At 65.5% G+C, this 19,753-nt stretch carries 12 protein-coding genes; 7 read left to right on the top strand and 5 right to left on the bottom strand.

What is annotated here, in order from left to right; genetic code table 11:
* The first annotated feature begins 29 nt into the window (after positions 1-29).
* From ACU0B3_RS02960 to ACU0B3_RS02970, 3 genes are all read left to right on the top strand, one after another.
* Positions 30-773 carry an RNA methyltransferase gene (locus ACU0B3_RS02960; RefSeq protein ID WP_446259315.1) on the top strand — a complete coding sequence of 248 codons (744 nt, stop codon included), beginning with the start codon at positions 30-32 and terminating at the stop codon, positions 771-773.
* A 325-nt stretch (positions 774-1,098) separates the two neighbouring features.
* On the top strand, positions 1,099-2,244 hold the full coding sequence (gene ctaA, locus ACU0B3_RS02965) for a heme A synthase (protein WP_446259316.1): 1,146 nt from the start codon (positions 1,099-1,101) through the stop codon (positions 2,242-2,244).
* A gap of 3 nt (positions 2,245-2,247) precedes the next feature.
* Positions 2,248-3,729, top strand: a complete 1,482-nt coding sequence (locus ACU0B3_RS02970; protein WP_446259317.1) for a carboxypeptidase M32 — start codon at positions 2,248-2,250, stop codon at positions 3,727-3,729.
* Between the two features lie 167 nt (positions 3,730-3,896).
* On the opposite strand, the gene gyrA is transcribed toward ACU0B3_RS02970, so the two are convergent.
* The gene (gene gyrA, locus ACU0B3_RS02975) at positions 3,897-6,635 is read right to left on the bottom strand and encodes a DNA gyrase subunit A (protein WP_446259318.1); all 2,739 of its coding nucleotides are present in this window, start codon (positions 6,633-6,635) and stop codon (positions 3,897-3,899) included.
* Between the two features lie 180 nt (positions 6,636-6,815).
* Here gyrA and ACU0B3_RS02980 point away from each other — a divergent pair, with 180 nt between their 5' ends.
* The gene (locus ACU0B3_RS02980; RefSeq protein ID WP_446259319.1) at positions 6,816-7,913 is read left to right on the top strand and encodes a sensor histidine kinase; all 1,098 of its coding nucleotides are present in this window, start codon (positions 6,816-6,818) and stop codon (positions 7,911-7,913) included.
* Between the two features lie 127 nt (positions 7,914-8,040).
* Positions 8,041-9,585, top strand: a complete 1,545-nt coding sequence (locus ACU0B3_RS02985) for a trimethylamine methyltransferase family protein (protein ID WP_446259320.1) — start codon at positions 8,041-8,043, stop codon at positions 9,583-9,585.
* 132 nt (positions 9,586-9,717) lie between these two features.
* On the opposite strand, the gene cysS is transcribed toward ACU0B3_RS02985, so the two are convergent.
* The 3 genes from cysS to ACU0B3_RS03000 are packed head-to-tail and all read right to left on the bottom strand — an operon-like array spanning position 9,718 to position 14,045.
* Complete coding sequence (gene cysS / locus ACU0B3_RS02990) at positions 9,718-11,034, bottom strand: cysteine--tRNA ligase (RefSeq protein ID WP_446259321.1); 1,317 nt, start codon at positions 11,032-11,034, stop codon at positions 9,718-9,720.
* 10 nt (positions 11,035-11,044) lie between these two features.
* Entirely contained in the window at positions 11,045-11,740 is a 696-nt protein-coding gene (locus ACU0B3_RS02995) for a nucleotidyltransferase family protein (RefSeq protein ID WP_446259322.1), read from the bottom strand.
* Positions 11,646-14,045, bottom strand: coding sequence for a GcvT family protein (locus ACU0B3_RS03000; protein ID WP_446259323.1), 2,400 nt, complete (start codon positions 14,043-14,045; stop codon positions 11,646-11,648). The genes ACU0B3_RS02995 and ACU0B3_RS03000 overlap by 95 nt, the downstream gene beginning before the upstream one ends.
* A gap of 217 nt (positions 14,046-14,262) precedes the next feature.
* Between ACU0B3_RS03000 and ACU0B3_RS03005 the strand changes: the two genes are divergently transcribed.
* Entirely contained in the window at positions 14,263-15,516 is a 1,254-nt protein-coding gene (locus ACU0B3_RS03005) for a DUF2254 domain-containing protein (RefSeq protein ID WP_446259324.1), read from the top strand.
* Positions 15,517-15,675: 159 nt separating this feature from the next.
* On the top strand, positions 15,676-18,096 hold the full coding sequence (locus ACU0B3_RS03010; protein WP_446259325.1) for a GcvT family protein: 2,421 nt from the start codon (positions 15,676-15,678) through the stop codon (positions 18,094-18,096).
* A 345-nt stretch (positions 18,097-18,441) separates the two neighbouring features.
* On the opposite strand, the gene ACU0B3_RS03015 is transcribed toward ACU0B3_RS03010, so the two are convergent.
* Complete coding sequence (locus ACU0B3_RS03015; RefSeq protein ID WP_446259326.1) at positions 18,442-19,749, bottom strand: HlyC/CorC family transporter; 1,308 nt, start codon at positions 19,747-19,749, stop codon at positions 18,442-18,444.
* Positions 19,750-19,753 lie beyond the last annotated feature (4 nt).

The raw sequence follows: 19,753 nt of genomic DNA on the forward strand, positions 1-19,753 counted from the left end.
GGAACGCGGAGCGGCCTTAACAGGCGCGCATGTCTCAGACGATGGATCAACCGGCCTTTGTGCTTGTGCGCCCGCAGATGGGCGAGAACATCGGCGCCGCCGCGCGCGCGATGTGGAACTTTGGCCTCGATCACATGCGGCTGGTGGCGCCACGCGATGGCTGGCCGAACCCGGCGTCGGTGGCGATGGCGAGCGGGGCGGGGCGTCTTTTGGACGACGCGCAGCTCTATGGCGATCTCGACGCGGCGCTGGCCGATTGCGCCTATGTCTATGCGACGACGGCCCGGCCTCGGGGACTGACGAAGGACGTCTTTACCCCCAAGGCGGCGATGCAGGACGCGCAGGCTCGGATTGCGGCGGGTCAAAAGGTGGCCGTGCTTTTTGGTCCCGAGCGGGCGGGACTTGAAAACGATGATGTGTCGCGGGCCAATGCGATCATCACGGTGCCGGTGAACCCGGCCTTTCCGTCCTTGAACCTCGCGCAGTGTGTGCTGCTGACGGGGTACGAGTGGCGGCTGACCTCTGACGAGACGGCGCCCGTGCGTGCCGAGCTTGCCGGCACCGACTGGGCGACGGGCGATGAGCGCACACACCTGACGCAGCATTTCGAGGATCGTCTGGGTGAGGCGGGGTTCTTCTTCCCCGAGGCCAAGGCGGAGGGGATGAAGCAGAACCTGCGCAACATGTGGTCGCGCATGCCTCTGACCCGCGCCGACGTGCAGATGTTGCACGGCATGCTGCGGCAGATGGTGCGCTGGAAGGAGCGGGGGTAGGGCGTTAAGCGCATCGTCGGGCCCTGGACCGGCGAACAACACGCATTCTATGCGCCTTTATGCCTGCCAAGTCCGGGCGTCATTCAAGCGATGCACATAGCCCTAACAAATCGCCGGGCCGTCATGCCACAGGCATGTCATTTATGCGTGGCGCACCTTTGGTGCGACGGAGGGCCCGCCGATGCGCGGAGGCTGCGCCTTGATTCCGCGCAGGCACGTGGATCAAACCATGCGCCGCAATGTCACCACCTTCGAACACCCGCCCCACCTTGCCCCCGGCACGCGCCCCACATAGGTTGCGCGGCAAGGCCCGAGCGGAGGTAACATGGCGCAAAAACGCAGTATTTTCGAAGACGTCGGCACCGCCCAAAAACCCGCGGACACGACAAGCGCCAAGGGCGTCATCGACCGGGGGCGCAGCTACGCGCGGCGTGGCATCCGGCTGTGGCTCATGTCTCTTTTCGCGCTGGTCGTGGTGATGATCGCCGTGGGCGGGCTGACGCGGCTGACGGACTCGGGGCTTTCGATCACCGAATGGGCGCCGGTGTCAGGCGCGCTGCCGCCGATGGATGCGGCGACTTGGGAGTCTGAGTTCGAAAAGTACCGCGCTATTCCCGAATACCAATTGCAAAACAAGGGGATGAGCCTCGCGGAGTTCAAGGTAATCTACTGGTGGGAATGGGGTCACCGCCAGCTCGGCCGCTTTATCGGAGTAGTGTGGGCGCTTGGCTTTTTCGGCTTTCTCATCGCGCGGAAGATCCCGCCGGGCTGGACGGGGCGGTTGCTGCTTCTTGGCGCGCTTGGCGGGCTGCAGGGGGCGATCGGCTGGTGGATGGTTGCCTCGGGTCTGACGGGCACGATGCTCGACGTCGCCTCCTACCGGCTCGCGACGCATCTGGGACTGGCCTTTGTCATCCTCGGCCTCATCGCCTGGTACGTGTTCAAGCTGGGCCGGACGGAGCGCGACATCCTGCAGGCGCGGCGGTCGAGCGACCGGGCGCTGTTCGGAATGGGGACGGGGCTTTTGCACCTGTCGTTCCTGCAAATCCTGCTGGGCGCGCTGGTGGCGGGGATCGATGCGGGGCGCACCTATACCGATTGGCCTTTGATGGCCGGGCAGGTCTTTCCACCCTACGCATTCGAGCTGGAGCCGATCTGGCGCAACTTTTTCGAGGACGAGGGGCTCGTGCAGTTCATGCACCGGGTGACGGGGTATCTGCTGATGCTCTTTGGCATCGGCGTCTGGTTCCGGGCGCGCAAGTCGCCGAACCGGCACACGCGTTTCGCCTTCAACGCGGTGCTGGCGATGCTGCTGGTGCAGATGGTGCTGGGCGTTGTGACTGTGCTTTACGCCGCGCCTTTGCACATCGCGATCGTGCACCAGTTCGGTGCGGTTGTGCTCTGGGTGCTGGTGCTGCGCGCGCGGTTCCTGGCGCGCTATCCGCTGGCAACATCCATTCGGGAGGCGTGAGCCATGGCGCAACGCGAGACCTATGACGGCCTGATGGCCTACCAGCGTGAGACCGAGGCGTTGGGCCAGATCGCCGGACGGCTTGGCTGGGACCAGGAGACGATGATGCCGCGCGGCGCGGCGGCGCAGCGGTCCGAGGAGATGGCTGCGATCGAGGGCGTGTTGCATGCCCGCCGGTCGTCTTTGGAGGTTGGTGAAGCGCTGGCTGCTTTGGACGGTGCGGAGCTTGGTGCGGTCGAGGCGGCGCAAGTCGCGCAGATCCGCAAGGGTTTTCACCGGGCGCGCAAGGTGCCGGCTGCCTTGGCCTCTGAAATCGCCAAGGTCACCTCGATCGCGCAGGGCCAGTGGGCCGAGGCGCGGGCGGCGGATGACTTTGCTGCCTTTGCGCCGGTGCTCGAGACCGTGGTGTCGCTCAAGCGGCAGGAGGCGGAGGCGCTGGCCGAAGGGCGGCCTGTGTACGACGCGCTGCTCGATGATTTCGAGCCGGACATGACCGCCGCGCAGCTCGAAGAGATGTTTGCCGCGATGCGCCCGGAACTTGTGGAACTGCGCGCGATGGCTTTGGACGGACCCGCGCCGGCGCCGCTGGACGGCGTGTGGGACGAGGCGGGGCAACTCAAAGTCTCTGAGCAGCTGGCGCTGACCTTTGGCTATGACATGGGCCGGGGACGGATCGACAAGGCGGTGCACCCTTTCTCGTCGGGCTCGGGCCATGATGTGCGGATTACGACGCGGACGGCTTTGGAAGATCCCTTCAACTGTTTCTACTCGACCATCCACGAGGTCGGCCATGCGGGCTACGAGCAGAACATCGACGCCGCTTACGCGCTGACGCCGCTTGGGCGGGGCGTGTCGATGGGCGTGCACGAGAGCCAGAGCCGGATTTATGAAAACCAGCTCGGGCGGTCGCGCGCCTTTTGCGGGCATCTTTTTGGATTGATGTCGGAGACATTTAGCCGGGCGCCTAGCAAGAACGCGGATGCCTTTTACCGGACGGTAAATGCAGTGCGGAAGGGGTACATCCGCACCGAGGCGGATGAGTTGCAGTACAACCTGCACGTCATGCTGCGGTTCGACCTGGAACGAGCGATGCTGACGGGTGATCTTTCGGTGCGTGACCTTGAAACGGCTTGGAATGATCGGTTTGAGGCGGACTTTGGCTATCCAGTCGATAAGGCTTCGAACGGGTGTTTGCAGGATGTGCATTGGTCCGTGGGGCTGATCGGGTACTTTCCGACCTACGCTTTGGGCAATGTCTATGCCGGGTGTCTTTACGAGGCTTTGCGGGCGGCGGTGCCGGGTCTCGAGGACGATTTGGCACGGGGCGAAACGGGGCTGGCGTTGGCGTGGCTCCGGGAGAACCTGCAGCAGTTTGGCGGGCTTCGCTCGCCGGTTGAGACGATCACGCATGCCTGTGGGCGGGCGCCGAGCGCCGAGCCTTTGTTGGGCTATCTGCGTGAAAAGTTCACGGGGCTTTGCGCTTAGGGATCCGAGCGCTCTTCGGCAGTGCCCACCTTACCAGTAAGGTGGGCACTGCCGAAACTGGTTGAATTCTCAAATGGGGGAGATGGGTGCGAGCACCCATCCTACGGTGTGCTGGCGTCTTACAGGGCGCGCGCGATCGTTTTGCGCCGAACGTAGGATGGGTGGTTTCACCCATCCTGGGCTTCCTCTTCCTCGCCCTGGTCTGCGATCCAGGCGACCGACACCACTTCCTCGCCCGCGCCGGTGTTGAACACCCGCACACCGCCCGCGGACCGTGACCGGAAGGAGATGCCGTCCACCGGCACACGGATCGACTGGCCGGTCGAGGTCGCGAGCATGATCTGGTCGTCCATCTCCACCGGGAAGGACGCCACCAGCGCGCCGCCGCGCATCGCCTTGTCCATCGCCGTCACGCCCATCCCGCCGCGTCCGCGCACGGGGTAGTCGTGGGACGAGCTGAGCTTGCCGGCCCCGCCCGACGTGATCGTCAGCATCAGGTTCTCGGCTGCCGACATCTCGGCATAGCGCTCTTGCGGGAGCTGGGCGTTGGCGTTGCCTTCCTCGTCCTCCACCTCTGCGTCATCCGCGATCCCGGCCATGGCGCGGCGCATCTTGAGGTAGGCCGCGCGCTCGTCGGGGGTCGCCTCGAAGTGGCGGATCACCGACATAGAGACCACCTCGTCGTCCGCACCCAGCTTTATCCCGCGTACACCGACGGAGGCGCGCGAATTGAAGACGCGCACGTCCGTCGCCGGGAAGCGTATCGCCCGGCCCGAGCGGGTGAACAGCATCACATCATCCTCGTTCGACGCGATGCGCACGTTGATGAGGCGGGTGCCGGCGTTCTCGTCCTCGAACTTCATCGCGATCTTGCCGTTGCGCATGACGTTGGCAAAATCGCTCAGCTTGTTGCGCCGCACGGTACCGGCGGAGGTCGCAAAGACAGCCTGCAGGTCGTCCCAATCCTCCTCGTCGCGGTCCACCGGCATGATGGCGGCGATCGACACGCCCGTTGGGATCGGCAGGATGTTCACGATCGCCTTGCCCTTGGCGGTGCGCCCGCCCGCGGGCAGACGCCAGGTCTTGAGCTTGTAGACCATCCCGTCGGTGGTGAAGAACAACAGCGGCGTGTGCGTGTTCGCGACGAAGAGCGTCGTGACCACGTCGTCGTCTTTGAGCGTGCCGCCCGACAGCCCCTTGCCGCCGCGCTTTTGCGCGCGGAAGTCGGCAAGCGCGGTGCGTTTGATGTAGCCGCCTTGGGTGATGGTGACGACCATGTCCTCGCGCTCGATGAGGTCCTCGTCCTCCATGTCGCCGGACCATTCGACGATCTCTGTGCGGCGCGGCACGGCAAAGGCGTCGCGGACCTCGCGCAGCTCCGACGCGATGATCGCCATGATCCGCTCGCGGGACGACAGGATGTCGAGGTATTCCTTGATCTTTCCGGCCAACTCTTCGAGCTCGTCGGTGACCTCCTTGACGCCGATCTGGGTGAGGCGCTGCAGGCGCAGGTCGAGGATCGCGCGGGCCTGTACTTCGGTCAGGTTGTAAGTCCCGTCGTCGTTCATCTTGCTCAAGGGATCGTCGATGAGGCGCAGGTAGCCCTCGATCTCGGCGGCGGGCCAGCGGCGGGTCATCAGCTTTTCGCGCGCCTCGGCAGCGTCGGCGGAGGCACGGATGGTGGCGACGACTTCGTCGACGTTGCTCACAGCGACGGCGAGACCGCAAAGGATGTGCGAGCGTTCGCGCGCCTTACGCAGATCAAAGGCGGTGCGCCGCGCCACCACGTCCTCGCGGAAGTCGATGAAGGACGTCAGGAACCGCCGCAGCGTCAGCTGCTCGGGGCGGCCGCCATTCAAGGCCAGCATGTTGCAGCCGAACGAGGTCTGCATCGGGGTAAAGCGGTAAAGCTGGTTCAGCACTACCTCGGCGGTCGCGTCGCGCTTGAGTTCGACGACGACGCGCACGCCCTGCCGGTCGCTCTCGTCCTGCACATGGGCGATGCCTTCGATCTTTTTGTCGCGCGCGGCCTCGGCGATCCGCTCGATCATGGTGGCCTTGTTCACCTGATAGGGGATCTCGTCGACGACGATGGCGAAGCGGTCCTTTCGCAGCTCCTCGACGCGCGTCTTGGCGCGGATGATGACGCTGCCGCGCCCCTCGAGGTAGGCTTTGCGCGCGCCGGACCGTCCGAGCATCACGCCGCCCGTGGGAAAGTCGGGCCCGGGCACGTACCCGATCAGGTCCTCGGAGCTGAGGTCCGGGTCCTCGATCAGCGCCAGCGTGGCGTCGACGACCTCGCCCAGGTTGTGCGGCGGGATGTTGGTCGCCATGCCCACGGCGATCCCGCCCGCGCCATTGACCAGCATGTTGGGGAAGCGGGCAGGGAGCACCGTCGGCTCGCGGTCCTTGCCATCGTAATTGTCCTGAAAATCGACCGTGTCTTTCTCGATATCCGCCAGCAGCGCGCCCGCGGGCTTGTCCATGCGCACTTCGGTGTAGCGCATGGCGGCGGGGTTATCGCCGTCCATCGAGCCAAAGTTGCCCTGACCGTCGAGGAGCGGCAGCGACATCGAGAAATCCTGCGCCATCCGCACGAGCGCGTCGTAGATCGCGCTGTCGCCATGCGGGTGGTACTTGCCCATCACGTCGCCCACCGGGCGCGCGGATTTGCGGTAGGATTTGTCGGCGGTATTGCCGGTCTCGTGCATCGCGTAGAGGATGCGCCGGTGCACGGGTTTGAGGCCATCGCGCAGGTCCGGGATCGCGCGGGAGACGATCACCGACATGGCGTAATCGAGGTAGGAGGTCTTCATCTCCGCCTCGATCGAGACGGTCGGTCCGTCGTAGGACGGACGCTGTGGCTGGTCCTCGTCTTCGCCCGGCAGATCAGGTGTGTCGCTCACGTCAGTCCCTCGTGTCGCCCGCTACATCTCGTTGTTTTCGACTATAGCACCCGCTGCATCATGGGGGCAATTTGTGATTGCGTTCCTGACGCCAAGGCGCGTCGAAATGCTGGATTTATTTTCCCGCTCGGGTACAGTCCGCGCCGAAATTTGTGTGCAGCGGTCGAAGAGGGAGGCGGCATGCTTGAACGTAGCATCAACACGGGCGATGCGGATGCGCTGGAGGGGCTCGAGGAGAATCCGCAGGGTTTCGCGATCTCGCTGCTGAGCAGCACCGACGATTGCATCAAGGTGCTGGATATGGACGGGCGACTGACGTTCATGTCGTGCAACGGCCTTGCGGCGATGGAAATCGACGATTTCGAAGACGTGCGCGGCGCGCCGTGGCCAGCGCTCTGGCCCGAGGCGCAAAAGGAGCTGGTGGCGCGCGCCGTCAGCCAGGCGCAAAAGGGCCAGACTGCCGAATTCGAAGCGATCTGCCCGACCGCCAAGGGCACGCACAGGGTCTGGGCGGTCACGGTCATCCCTGTGCTCTCCGGCGAGGGGCAGGTGGAGCGGATCGTGGCCACCTCGCGCGATGTGACAGAGCGGGTGGGCCTTGAACGCGCGCTCCAGATGCGCGCCAATGACCTCAACACCGAGCTGGCGGCCAAGGAGGCGCTGCTCGCCGAGCGCACGCACTTGCTGCGCGAGATGGACCACCGGGTCAAGAATTCGCTGGCGCTGGTCTCGACCACGCTGCGCCTGCAGGAGCGGCGCGCCTCGAGCGAAGAGGTCGCGGATGCGCTGCGCTCGGCCTCTGCGCGGGTGCTGGCCGTGGCGCGGGTGCACGAAGGGCTGCAGGCACAGGTGGATGACCGGACGATCTATGCGGACACGTTCCTCGAGGCGCTGCTGACCGACATGCGTGAGGCACTTGGCGAGGGGCGCCGGATCGTGCTGGAGGCCGCCCCCGCGCTGGAGCTGAGCCCGGCACAGAGCGTGCACCTGGGCCTCATCTGCGTCGAGTTGATTCAGAACGCGGCCAAGCACGGCAACGGTGACGGGCCGATTGCGGTGACCTGCGCGGGTGATGATGACCCTGCGCAGATCGTGTTTGCCGTGACCGACACGGGCGGGCGCCTACCCGAGGCTTTCGACATGGCGCGGGCCTCGGGGCTGGGCCTGCAGGTCTGCCGGTCGAGCGCGGCGATGCTGGGCGGCACCTTTGGCGCCGCGCCGGGTGCCGTCGCGCGGTTCGAGCTGCGCTTTCCCCGCGCCGTGGCAGTCGCGCCTTAGGCGGACTTGCGGCCCGCGCCCCGCGCGCCATGTCGGTTTTCCGTCGCAACTGCCGCTTTGGGCGCGCCGGGCCGCTTTGCGCAGCGCTAGTCACGGGGGGCAGGATCAGCGCGAGGGGAGCGGGACGATGGCAGAGGCAGGCACACGGCGGCGGGCACGTGGCGGCGGCGGCGCGGCACGCAGGGCAGAGCGCACGTCGGTCAAGATCGAAGCGGCGCGGTATATCGAGCGCAACATCCCAAACTTCGAGATCCTGACCTCCGAGGCCATCGAGATCATCGAGGCCAATGCGGAGGCGGTGCTCGAAGAGGTCGGCGTCAACTTCGTCAGCAACCCCGCCGCTTTGGCGCGGTGGAAGGAGGCGGGCGCCTCCGTCGATGGTGAGCGCGTGCGCATTCCCCGAGGGCTCGCGCGCAAGCTCTGTGCCACTGCGCCCGCGCGGATCACCCAGCACGCCCGCAACCCCGAGCGCAACGTCGAGATCGGCGGGAAGACTCTGGTCTGCGCGCCCGTCTATGGCCCGCCCTTCGTGCGCGACACCGAAGGAGGCCGCCGCTACGCGACCATGGCCGACTTCGAAAAGTTCGTGAAGCTGGGGTACATGTCCAAGTGGCTGCACCACTCTGGCGGAACCGTGTGCGAGCCGACGGACGTGCCGGTGAACAAGCGCCACCTCGATATGCTGCGCGCGCATATGATCTACTCGGACAAGCCCTTCATGGGCTCTGTCACCGAGCCGAGCCGGGCGCAGGACAGCGTCGACATGTGCGGGCTGCTTTTTGGCGAGCAGTTCGTGCAGGACAACACAGTGATGACCTCGCTCATCAACATCAACTCGCCAATGACATTCGACGACGTGATGATGGGCGCGCTGGAGGTTTATGCTGCCAACAACCAGGCCTGCATCGTCTCTCCCTTCATCGTGGGCGGCGCGATGGCGCCGGTGTCGGTGGCAGGCACACTGACACAAGTGCTGGCCGAAGTGCTGGCTGGCGTTGCCTATTCGCAGCTGGTGCGCCCCGGTGCGCCGGTGATTGCGGGCGCCTTTGTGACGTCGATCGACATGAACTCCGGCGCGCCCACGTTCGGCACGCCCGAGGCATCGCAAATCCTTTACGGGGCCGGCCAACTCTTCCGCCGCCTTGGGCTGCCGTTCCGCTCGGGCGGAGGGCTTTGCGGGTCGAAACTGCCGGACGCGCAGGCCGCCTACGAGACCGCGCACACGCACAACGCCGCGCTGATGGGCGGGGTGAACTTTATGCTGCACGCCTGCGGCTGGCTCGAGGGGGGGCTTGTCAGCTCTTTCGAGAAGTTCGTGATGGACGCCGATCAGTTGGGGGTCTTGCACAAGCTGGCCGAGGGCGTGGCGGCGGATGCGAACGCGCAGGCGCTGGACGCCATCCACGAGGTTGGGCCGGGGGGACACTACCTTGGCTGCGCACACACCCAGGCGAACTTCAAGGAGGCGTTCTGGCGGTCGAACCTGCTCGATTACAAACCGTTCGAGACCTGGGCCGACGAGGGTGCGCGCGACACGAACCAGCTGGCCTCCGAGCGCGTGGCGACCTTGCTGTCGCAGTACCAGCAGCCGGCGATTGACCCGGCCAAGCGCGAGGCCATCGACGCCTTTGTCGCGCGCCGTAAGGAAGAGATGCCGGACGCGTTTGTCTGAGGCGCTCGTCCGCCCTTGCGGGCGGCCTCGCTTGGGGGTCCGCGTCGAATTGGCGTGTGTGCCGCTTGGTAAACCGCGACTGGGGCTCTGCCCCAGACCCCGGGATATTTCTGGCCAGAAGAAGACTGGATTTTAGAGGGTCACGGGGTCAGAGCCGCCGGCGCGGGTCGCTTCTTCCCAGGCGGCGCGGGCGAGGGTGTCGGAGGTGAGGCCGTCGATCTCGCGGCGCAGTTCGAGGCCGAGCAGGGGATCGTATTCGGCGATGAGGCCGAGTTTCTCGCCGGGATCGAGGGCTTTGGATTTCAGGATCGTCTGCAGCTCGACCATGACCTGCGGCATGGCAAGGTCGTCACGGAGCGCGGCTTCGATCTTGGCGATGTGTCGCTGTGCTGCCTCGCTGGTCGGCGGGGTCGCGTCTGACTCTTCGGAGAGTGTCTTCACCCGCAGGCGCAGGCGGCGGAGGGCCGTGGCGGCGTCCTCGACGTGTTTCCACGAGAAGAGCATGCGTTTGCGGTAATGCGTGCGGAAGCAGAGGAGGCGGAAGGCGAGCGGGTCGATGCCGCGCTCTTGCAGGGTGAAGACGGTGAGGAACTCGCCTGACGACTTGGCCATCTTGACGCCGTCCGTCGCCTCGAGGAAGGCGCCGTGCATCCAGGTATGCGCGAAGGGCTTACCCGTGCAGCACTCGGTCTGGGCGATCTCGTTGCTGTGGTGGATCGCGATGTGGTCGATGCCGCCGGTGTGGACGTCGATCTGGTCGCCAAGATAGGCGCGCGCCATCGCGGAGCATTCGATGTGCCAGCCGGGGAAACCGGTTCCCCAGGGGCTGTCCCATTCCATCTGGCGCTGTTCGGTGGCGGGAGAGAACTTCCAGAGGGCGAAGTCGGTGGCGTTGCGCTTGTCACCGGCATCGATGCGGGCGCCCGCCTCGAACCCCTCGCGGGAGGCGCCGGTGAGCTTGCCGTAGTCCTCCAGCTTGGAGGTGTCGAAGTAAATTCCGTCGCCTGTCCGGTAGGTTAGGCCCTTTTCTTCAAGTGACGCGATCATGTCGATCTGCTGGGGGATGTGGGCTGTGGCGCGGCTCAGCACGTCGGGGGCAGCGATGTTGAGCGCGAGGCACTGACGGATGAAGCCGCCCTCGTAGCGCTTGGCGATGTCCCAGGCGGTCAGGCCCTCGCGGCGGGCGCCGACCTCCATCTTGTCCTCGCCCTCGTCGCCGTCGCTGACGAGGTGGCCGACGTCGGTGATGTTCATCACGTGTTTGACGTTGTGACCGGTGTGGCGGAGCACTTTTTTCGCCATGTCTACAAAGACATAGGTGCGCAGGTTGCCGAGGTGGGCGTCGTGGTAGACCGTAGGTCCACACGAGTACATGGCCACCGTCTCACCCAAAGGCTGAAAGGGCTCGGCGGCCCGGCGCATCGTGTCGTAAAAGCGAAGATCGGTCATGTCGCCCGCGTTACCCGCCGGGGGTGCGCTTGGCAAGGTAGTCTGCCCAGGCTTCGGGCGTGTCGAGGTCGGTGAGGGCGGCGTTGCCGGGCAGGGCCACGTGTTTCACGCGGTGTGCGTTGGCTTTGAGCACGTGTCTTGCGCCGGTGTCGCCTTGGGAGGCGAGCAGCCCTGCGCGGCAGTCGGGGGGGAAGAGGACGGGGTGACCTGGGGTGCCATTGGCGCTGGTGGCTTGTTGAAGGGATACTTCAGGGTCGAATTGGAAGGCACTGATAACTTGAGATATATCCACATCGGAGATATCTGGCATGTCCGCCGGTAGGACGAGGATTGCGTGGTCCTCGGGGATAGCGGAGACACCTGTGCGGAGAGAGGCGCCCATGCCTTCTGCGGCTTCTGGGACTTCCACAATGCTTGTGCCAGTGGCATATGCGGCGCGGGGATGATCGCGTGCGGGAAGTGTGACGTAGACGGGAAAGCCGGTGGCGACGGCGCGCGCGCATTGGCGGGCTTGAAGGGGTGTTCCGTCAATCTCTTCAAGGAGTTTGTCGCGACCCTTCATGCGGGACGAGGCTCCCGCTGCGAGGAGAAGGATCGCGACGGGGATCATGTCAGCCGCGCATCCGGGTGCCGTCGGGGTCGAAGATCGTGGTGCGCAGACGCTTGGCCTTGCACATCTCGCCGAGGATTTCGATTTCGGCGTCATCGCCGTCCCATGCCGCCGGGACCAGCGCGAGCGCGGTGGACGTGCAGGTGTGGTGGGCGTAGCCGCCTGAGGTGACGAAGCCCTGCACGATGCCGTCGATCCAGACGGGCTCGTAGCCGTGGGTGTCGGCGTCGTTGGCCTCGACGGCGAAGGCGATCAGCTGGCGATCCGCGCCCTTTGCCTTTTCGGCTTCGGCGGCGGAACGTCCAATGAAATCAACCTCTTTCTTCCATGAGATGAAGCGATCCATGCCGGTTTCGCCGGGCGTGTAGTCGGGTGAAAATTCGGCGAGCCAGGAGCCGAAGAAGCGGTCGAGGCGGAGCGACATCATTGCGCGCATGCCGAAGGGTTTGATGCCGAAGGGCTGGCCTGCCTCCCAAAGCGCATCCCAGAGTTGGCGTTGGGCCATGGGGTCGCAGTAGATCTCGTAGCCGAGATCGCCGGTGTAGCTGACGCGCTGGATGATACAGGGGGTCATGCCGATTTCGACCTCGGCAATGTCGAGAAAACGCATGTCCGGCGCCACGCGGGAGGCGGCGCGTAGGACGTCGGTTGCGCGAGGACCTGCGATCTGGAAACCGGTGCGCCGGTCGGACATGTTTTCCAGGTGAACGTCGCCAGACAAGTGTTTGAGAAACCAGCGCATATGGTAGGACTGGCTGCCGTAGGAGGCGGTCAAGAGAAAGCGCTCTTCGGCAAGGCAGGAGACGGTGAAATCGCCGATGAGCTTGCCCTTGGGTGACAGCATCGGAGTCAACGAGATGCGGCCGGGTTTGGGGATGCGGCCGGCCATGATGCGGTCGAGCCAGGCGCGGGCGTCTGTGCCCGTAACCTCGTACTTTCCGAAGTTGTGAGTTTCATTGAGTCCAACGGCCTCGCGGACGGATCGAACTTCGCGCGCGGTGGCGTCGAAGGCGTTGGAGCGGCGGAAGGAGGGGGTCTCGTACCGCTCTTCGCCGTCTTCGGCGAAGTAGTTGACGACCTCGAGGCCATATTGCGCGCCCCAGACCGCGCCCATGCTGTCGAAGAGGTCGTACATGGGCGTGCGGCGCAGGCCGCGGGCGGCGGGGAGCTCTTCATTCGGGTAGGCGACGGAGAAGCGCTTTTGGTAGTTCTCGATCACCTTGGGACGGGTGAATTCCTGGCGGAGGTGCGCCGGGAAGCGGGCGACGTCCATGGCGGTCACGTCGCGTTCGGGCTCTCCCTCGATCATCCATTGCGCGAGCGTCAGGCCGACGCCGCCGCCTTGCGAGAAGCCTGCCATGACGGCGCAGGCGGACCAGTAGTTGCGCATGCCCGTGACGGGGCCGACGAGCGGGTTGCCGTCGGGGGCAAAGGTGAAGGGGCCGTGGATCACGGATTTCACGCCCGCGCGTTCCAGAACGGGGAAGCGATCGTAGGCGAAGGCGATGCTGTCCTCGATCTTGTCGAGGTCATCGGGCAAAAGCTCGTGGCCGAAGTCCCAGGACGTGCCGTCGACCGCCCAGGGTTTGCAGGGTTGTTCATAGAAGCCGATGCAGAGGCCGCGCCCCTCTTGCCGCAGGTACGATTCGCCTGCCGGGTCCATGACATGCGGGTGCTCTTCGGATCGTTCATAGATTTCAGGCACTTCGTCGGTGACGATATACTGGTGCTCCATCGCGTGCAGGGGCAGGTAGAGCCCGGCCATGGCGGCGACTTCGCGCGCCCAGAGGCCGCCGGCGTTGACGATGTGTTCGGCGTGGATCGTGCCCTGATCGGTCACCACGTCCCAGGTGCCATCGGGGCGCTGGGTGGTGGCGGTGACCTTGCAATGCGTCTTGATCGTGGCGCCGCCCATGCGCGCGGCCTTGGCATAGGCGTGGGTCGTGCCGGACGGGTCGAGGTGGCCGTCGAGCGGATCGTAAAGCGCGCCGAGGATGCCGTCCGTGTTGGTGATGGGCGCGATCTTGGCGATCTCTTCGGGGCCGACGATTTCGGTTTCGAGCCCCATGTAGCGGTGCTTGGCCCGCTCGGCGAGGAGCATGTCGAACCGGTCGCGGTTGTCGGCGAGCGTCACGCCGCCCACGTGGTGCAGGCCGCAGGACATGCCGGTCAGCTCTTCGAGCTCGCGGTAGAGGCGGATGGTGTAGCCCTGCAAGGCGGCCATGTTGGTGTCGCCGTTGAGCGTGTGAAAGCCGCCCGCCGCGTGCCATGTGCTGCCGGACGTCAGCTCGGAGCGTTCGAGCAGCATCACGTCGGACCAGCCGAGTTTGGTCAGGTGATAGAGCACCGAGCAGCCGATCACGCCGCCCCCGATCACCGCTACGCGCGTGGTTTCCGTCATGTCGGCTCCTGCCTCTTTGCGCTTTGTCCTGAGGGGGTGCTACCGTTTTGAGGGGCGGGCATGGTTTCGCAAATGCGACACGTTGTGTCGCTGGGCGCACTTTGCGGTGCGTGACATGTGTCTTTCCCGGTTCTTGTCTCAGAGGGTCCGTGTCTCTGAGGTGGACGGCACCGTGGGAACAAAACCGCCGCACGGCGCCTTGTGGAGGCGGAGGCGCATGGTACGACTGCTCGAAATTCCGCGCACGCTGTGGCGCAAGGCGCTGGAGTACTGGCGCAAGCTCAAGGTGCGCGTGGCCCTTATGGGCGCGCTGGCCGTGCTTGCCATGGCGCTAACACAGCCGGTGGGCTGGCTTTTACCCGAGGAGCTGCAGACGCGGCTGGCGGGGGAGGCGGCGGACCGGCTGCTCGACATCATTGCCAATGCGATGCTCGCGGTCACCACGTTCAGTCTGACGGTCATGGTGGCAGTGTTCAACAACGTCTCGAGCCAGTGGACGCCGCGCATTCACCGCCTGGCGATGCAGGACGAGGTCACGCTGCACACGCTGGCGACGTTCATCGGCGCCTGGGTCTATGCCCTGATGGGGATCGTGCTGCGCGAGCTCGGCGTCTTTCCCGACGACGGGGCGACGGTGCTCTTTGCGATGACGGTGCTGGTGCTGAGCTACGTCGGCTGGTCGCTGATCCGCTGGGTCCTGCATCTGCAGACGTTCGGGAGCCTGCTCGCCTCGACCCGGCAGGTCGAGGAGATCACTTGTCAGGGTCTGCGTCAGCGGTTCGAAACGCCGTGCCTGGGCGCCGAGCCGTTTACCGGGGACGCGCCCGAGCGCGCCCGGCGGATGACCTCGCGCAGCACGGGGTACGTGCAGCGCATTTACGAGGAGGCGTTGAACGCCTGGTGCGAGGACCATGACCTGACGCTGTGGCTGCTTGTGATGCCCGGCGATTTTGTATCGCTGCATGTACCTTTGGTGGCTGTCGAGGGCGATCTGCCCGACGGGGCGCAGGACCGTTTGGCAGAGCTGATCGTGCTGGGCGATGTGCGGGTGCACGAGCAGGATCCGCGCTTTGGCCTGCTGGTGCTCTCCGAGATCGGCACGCGCGCGCTGTCGCCGGGGATCAACGATCCGGGCACCGCAATCGATGTGATCACGCGGGGCGAGCGGATCCTGTCGCTTTATTCCGACGAAACGCGCGGCGACGAGGTGATCTACCCGCAGTTGCGCGTGCGCCCGATGGATCCGCAGGACCTGATCGAGGACCTGATCGACCCTATAGCCCGCCACGGGGCAGGCGATCTCGACGTGCAAATCCAGGTGCAAAGGGTGCTCGCCTCGCTTTCGCGCCACCCGGACACAGGTCTGGCGGAGGCCGCAGCCGAGGCGCGCGCCCGCGCCGGACGTCGCGCGCTCGACCAGCTCGAGTTCGACCACGACCGCGCCCGCCTCGAAAAGCATATCGCTGCCTGAGCACCTCTCCCGTTTCGCGCTTAACCTGTTCCATCCTGGCGTTGGGCAGGCATTGGGCGGGCGTTGGCCGGGAAATGTCGGGAACAGGACGGAGGCGCTGCGCCCTTCACCGCAAGTTAGCCCGCAGGCAGGGAGGCAAGCGAGATGGCCGAGGGCGGTATGAGGACACATGCACAAGCGGTGGTGATCGGGGGCGGGGTGATCGGATGCTCGATCCTCTATCACCTGACCAAGCTGGGCTGGACCGATGTGGTGCTGCTGGAACGGAACGAGCTGACGTCGGGCTCCACCTGGCACGCCGCCGCCAACATCCACGGGCTGCACGACAGCACCAACATCTCCCGCATCCAGCACTACACGATGAGCCTCTACAAGGAGCTCGAGGCGGAGACGGGTCAGTCCTGCGGCGTCTTCCAACCCGGCTCGCTTTACCTCGCCCAGACCGAGGCGCGCGAGCACCAGCTGCGCCTGCAGGCGGCGAAGGCCAAGCTCTACGGCATGAACTTTCACGAGGTGAGTCGCGAGGAGGCCGAGCGCCTGCATCCGCTGGTCAACTTCGACGGCATCCGCTGCATCATGTACGAGCCCGACGGCGGCAATGTGGACCCCTCGGGGGTCACCAACGCCTACGCCGTGGGCGCGCGGCAGCGGGGGGCGGAGATCCACCGCTTCACGCCCGTCACGGCGACGGAACAGCAGCCCGATGGCACCTGGATCGTGCGCACGCCCAAGGGTGACATCGCTACGCCCTGGGTGATCAATGCGGCCGGTCTCTGGGGCCGGGAGGTCGCCGCGCTGGCGGGGCTGACGTTGCCGCTGCAGCCCACCGAGCACCAGTATTTCGTGACCGAGACCATAGCCGAGATCGCAGGCATGCCAGCGCGTCTCCCGTCGGTCGCGGACCGCGATGGCGAGTACTACCTGCGGCAGGAAGGCAAGGGCCTTTTGATCGGCGCCTACGAGCGCGACGTGCGGTTCTGGGCAGAAGACGGCACGCCGCTCGACTTCGCACACGACCTCTTCCCGGACGACCTGGACCGGATCGAGGACAACATGATGCGCGCCATCGACCGGGTGCCCGTCGTGGGTGCGGCCGGCATCAAGCGCGTCATCAACGGCCCGATGATCTGGTCGCCGGATTCCAACGTGCTGATGGGACCGGTGCCGGAGCTCAAAGGGTACTTCTGCTGCAACGGGATCATCCCCGGCTTCTCGCAATCGGGCGGTATGGGCCTGATGGCGGCGCAATGGATCATCGAAGGTGAGATGCAGTACGACATGTTCGCCTGGGACGTCGCCCGCTTTGGCGACTGGGCGGATACGGCGTTTACCAAGGCGCGCGTGGCCGACCAATACGCGCACCGCTTCGCCATCCACTACCCGAACGAGGAGCGCGCCGCCGGCCGCCCCTGCCGCACGCGCCCCGCCTACAAGATGCAGCGCGAGATGGGCGCGGTCTTCGGGATCAACTACGGCTGGGAGCACCCGCAATGGTACGCCGCTGAGCCCGGCGCGCAAGACACCAACGGCTTCACCCGCCAGAACTGGTGGGGACCCGTCGGTGACGAGTGCCGGATGTTGCGGGAGAAGGCGGGGATCATCGACATCTCCAACTTCGCCAAATACCGCGTGCAAGGCCCCGGCGCTGAGGACTGGCTGAACGCGGTCTTTGCCAACCACATGCCGCGCGAGATCGGGCGCTCCTGCCTGACACCGCTCATCGGCGTGCGCGGCGGCATCGCCGGCGACGCCACCGTCACCCGCACTGCCGAAGACGAGTTCTGGGTGATCTCGTCCGGCATGGCCGAACGCTACCAGCGCCGGTTCTACGACGCTGTGCCACTGCCCGAAGGAACCACGTTCACCTCCATGACCGAGGCCATGTGCGGCTTCAACGTCGCCGGCCCGCAGAGCCGCGCGCTCCTCCAACGCCTCACGAACACCTCGCTCGAAACAAACGATTTCCCCTTTATGCGCTCCGCTTGGATCACCATCGCTGGCCTCGACGTGCTCGCCCTCCGCGTCTCCTTCACCGGCGACCTCGGCTGGGAGCTGCACTGCAAGACCGAGGACCAAACCGCGCTCCTCTCCGCCCTCCTCGAGGCCGGGAAAGAGGTCGGCGCCGGTCCTGTCGGCGCGCGCGCCCTGATGAGCCTGCGCGTCGAAAAAGGCTACGGCTCCTGGTCGCGCGAATATTCGCCCGAATACTGGCCACAGGAAGTCGGCCTCGACCGGCTCTGCAAGATGGACAAGGACTTCCTCAACAAATCCGCCTGCGCCGAAGTCCTCTCCAAACCGGCCCGCGAACGCTTGGTCGTGCTGCACATCAGCGGCGAGGACACCGCCCAGTCGAACGCCGACGCCACCGGCGGCGAGCCGATCTTCAAGGACGGCGCCGGCATCGGGCGCGTCACGTCGGGCGGTTACGGGTATTCTGTCGGCATGTCGCTCGCACTTGGCTACGTCAAGGACGCGGCACCCGGCGACGCGGTCGAGGTCATGATCCTTGGCCAGCCTCACCGCGCCACGATCCTGCCTGAGCCACCGTTCGACCCCAAAGGCACACGCCTGCGCGCGTAACGACTGTCGGGGATTTAGGTATTTCTGAACCAGAGAAGCAGGACCGCAGCGCCCCATCCCGGACCGGGGTCCACCCTGCGAGGCAGCATCCGCCGAGGCTCGCAGGGCTTCTCCGGTTACGGCCATCGGGACCTCTCCCTGTGCCGCACCCCAACCTTCGTTCAAAGAGATGAACATCAGGTTACCGCGCGCTACGTCAATATCTTCTTCGGTTTCAAAATACCTTGGGGGCCGTACATTTGGCGCCATTGGTCCGAGCCCAATGGACGGCGGCAAAGCCCCAATGTGGGGGTGTGGGGGTCAAACCCCCACAAGAAAGAGCGTGCGGCACGCACCCAATCAAAGTCAAAGCGGGCGGATCTTGAGGCGGGTGAGGCGGTTGGCCTGTTTGGCGAGCACCTCGAAGCGGAAGCCGTGAAAGGAGAAGACCTGGCCTGCGGCGGGGATGGCTTGCGCCTCGTGGATGACGAGGCCGGCGACCGTGTTCGCTTCCTCGTCGGGAAGCGACCAGTCGCAGGCGCGGTTGAGGTCGCGGATCGTCATGGCGCCCTCGACGAGGTAGTCGCCGTCTTCGGCGCGGGCGACCTCCTCCTCGCCGCTGGCGTCGAACTCGTCGGTGATCTCGCCGACGATCTCTTCAAGAATGTCCTCGAGCGTGATCAGCCCCTGCAGCGCGCCGTACTCGTCGACCACCAGGGCAAAGTGCGTGTGCCGGCGCAGGAACTGCCGCATCTGGTCGTCGAGCGTCGTCGTCTCGGGCACAAAGTAGGGCGCCATCATCACCTCTTTGAGGTCAAAGCCCTTGAGCGCCTCCGCCGACGGTAGGTCGCCTTCCATCAGGCGGTACATGCCCCGCAACAGGTCCTTGGCGTGCACGAGGCCGACGATGTTTTCGGGGTCGTCCTGATAGACCGGCAGCCGCGTGTGGCGCGATTCGAGGCACTGCGTCAGGATCTCGAGAGGCGGGTTCGAGGCGTCGATCATCTCGATCTTGGAGCGGTGCAGCATGATCTCCTCGACCGCGCGTTCGGCCAGATCGAGCGCGCCGAGGATCCGGTCGCGGTCCTCCTTTTCCACCACACCCTCGGAATGGCCGAGATTGAGCGCGCCCTCGATCTCTTCGCGCACCGCGAGGATGTGGCTGTCGGGATCGGTCTTGACGCCAAAGACGCGCAGCACGCCGCGCACGAGCAGCCGCACGGCGCTCACCACGGGGGCAAAGATCGTCACGACAAAGGCGATCGGGCGCGACACGAGCCCCGCGGCGGTCTCGGCATTGGTGATCGCATAGGTCTTGGGCAGGACCTCGGCAAAGATCAGCACGAGCAGCGTCATCACCAGCGTCGCCAGCGCCACGCCGGACTCGCCCAGCATCCGCGTAAAGAGTGCCGTGGCGAGCGATGTCGCCAGGATGTTCACGAGGTTGTTGCCCAAGAGGACCGAGCCGATCAGCCGCTCGTTGTCCTCGGTGATCTTGAGCGCCCGCACGGCGCCCGCGTCGCCCTTGTCGGCCTTGGCGCGCAGCTTGCCGCGCGAGGCCGCCGTCAGCGCGGTCTCGGACCCTGAAAAGAACCCCGACATCACCAGCAGCAAGAGGATCGACCCGGAGGTGATCCAGAATGCACTGTCGAGTGTGACGCCCGTCTCGCCCATGCCT

The organism is Pseudaestuariivita sp. (genome assembly GCF_052825805.1).

What these genes read in the sequence shown, in the direction of transcription:
- ACU0B3_RS03000 (WP_446259323.1), bottom strand. Translation starts at nt 14,045, where the DNA reads ATGACGGAAACCACGCGCGTAGCGGTGATCGGGGGCGGCGTGATCGGC.
- ACU0B3_RS02980 (WP_446259319.1), top strand. Translation starts at nt 6,816, where the DNA reads ATGCTTGAACGTAGCATCAACACGGGCGATGCGGATGCGCTGGAGGGG.
- ctaA (WP_446259316.1), top strand. Translation starts at nt 1,099, where the DNA reads ATGGCGCAAAAACGCAGTATTTTCGAAGACGTCGGCACCGCCCAAAAA.
- ACU0B3_RS02985 (WP_446259320.1), top strand. Translation starts at nt 8,041, where the DNA reads ATGGCAGAGGCAGGCACACGGCGGCGGGCACGTGGCGGCGGCGGCGCG.
- ACU0B3_RS02960 (WP_446259315.1), top strand. Translation starts at nt 30, where the DNA reads ATGTCTCAGACGATGGATCAACCGGCCTTTGTGCTTGTGCGCCCGCAG.
- ACU0B3_RS02995 (WP_446259322.1), bottom strand. Translation starts at nt 11,740, where the DNA reads ATGACGCCGAAATCGAAATCCTCGGCGAGATGTGCAAGGCCAAGCGTC.
- cysS (WP_446259321.1), bottom strand. Translation starts at nt 11,034, where the DNA reads ATGACCGATCTTCGCTTTTACGACACGATGCGCCGGGCCGCCGAGCCC.
- ACU0B3_RS03010 (WP_446259325.1), top strand. Translation starts at nt 15,676, where the DNA reads ATGAGGACACATGCACAAGCGGTGGTGATCGGGGGCGGGGTGATCGGA.
- ACU0B3_RS03015 (WP_446259326.1), bottom strand. Translation starts at nt 19,749, where the DNA reads ATGGGCGAGACGGGCGTCACACTCGACAGTGCATTCTGGATCACCTCC.
- ACU0B3_RS03005 (WP_446259324.1), top strand. Translation starts at nt 14,263, where the DNA reads ATGGTACGACTGCTCGAAATTCCGCGCACGCTGTGGCGCAAGGCGCTG.
- ACU0B3_RS02970 (WP_446259317.1), top strand. Translation starts at nt 2,248, where the DNA reads ATGGCGCAACGCGAGACCTATGACGGCCTGATGGCCTACCAGCGTGAG.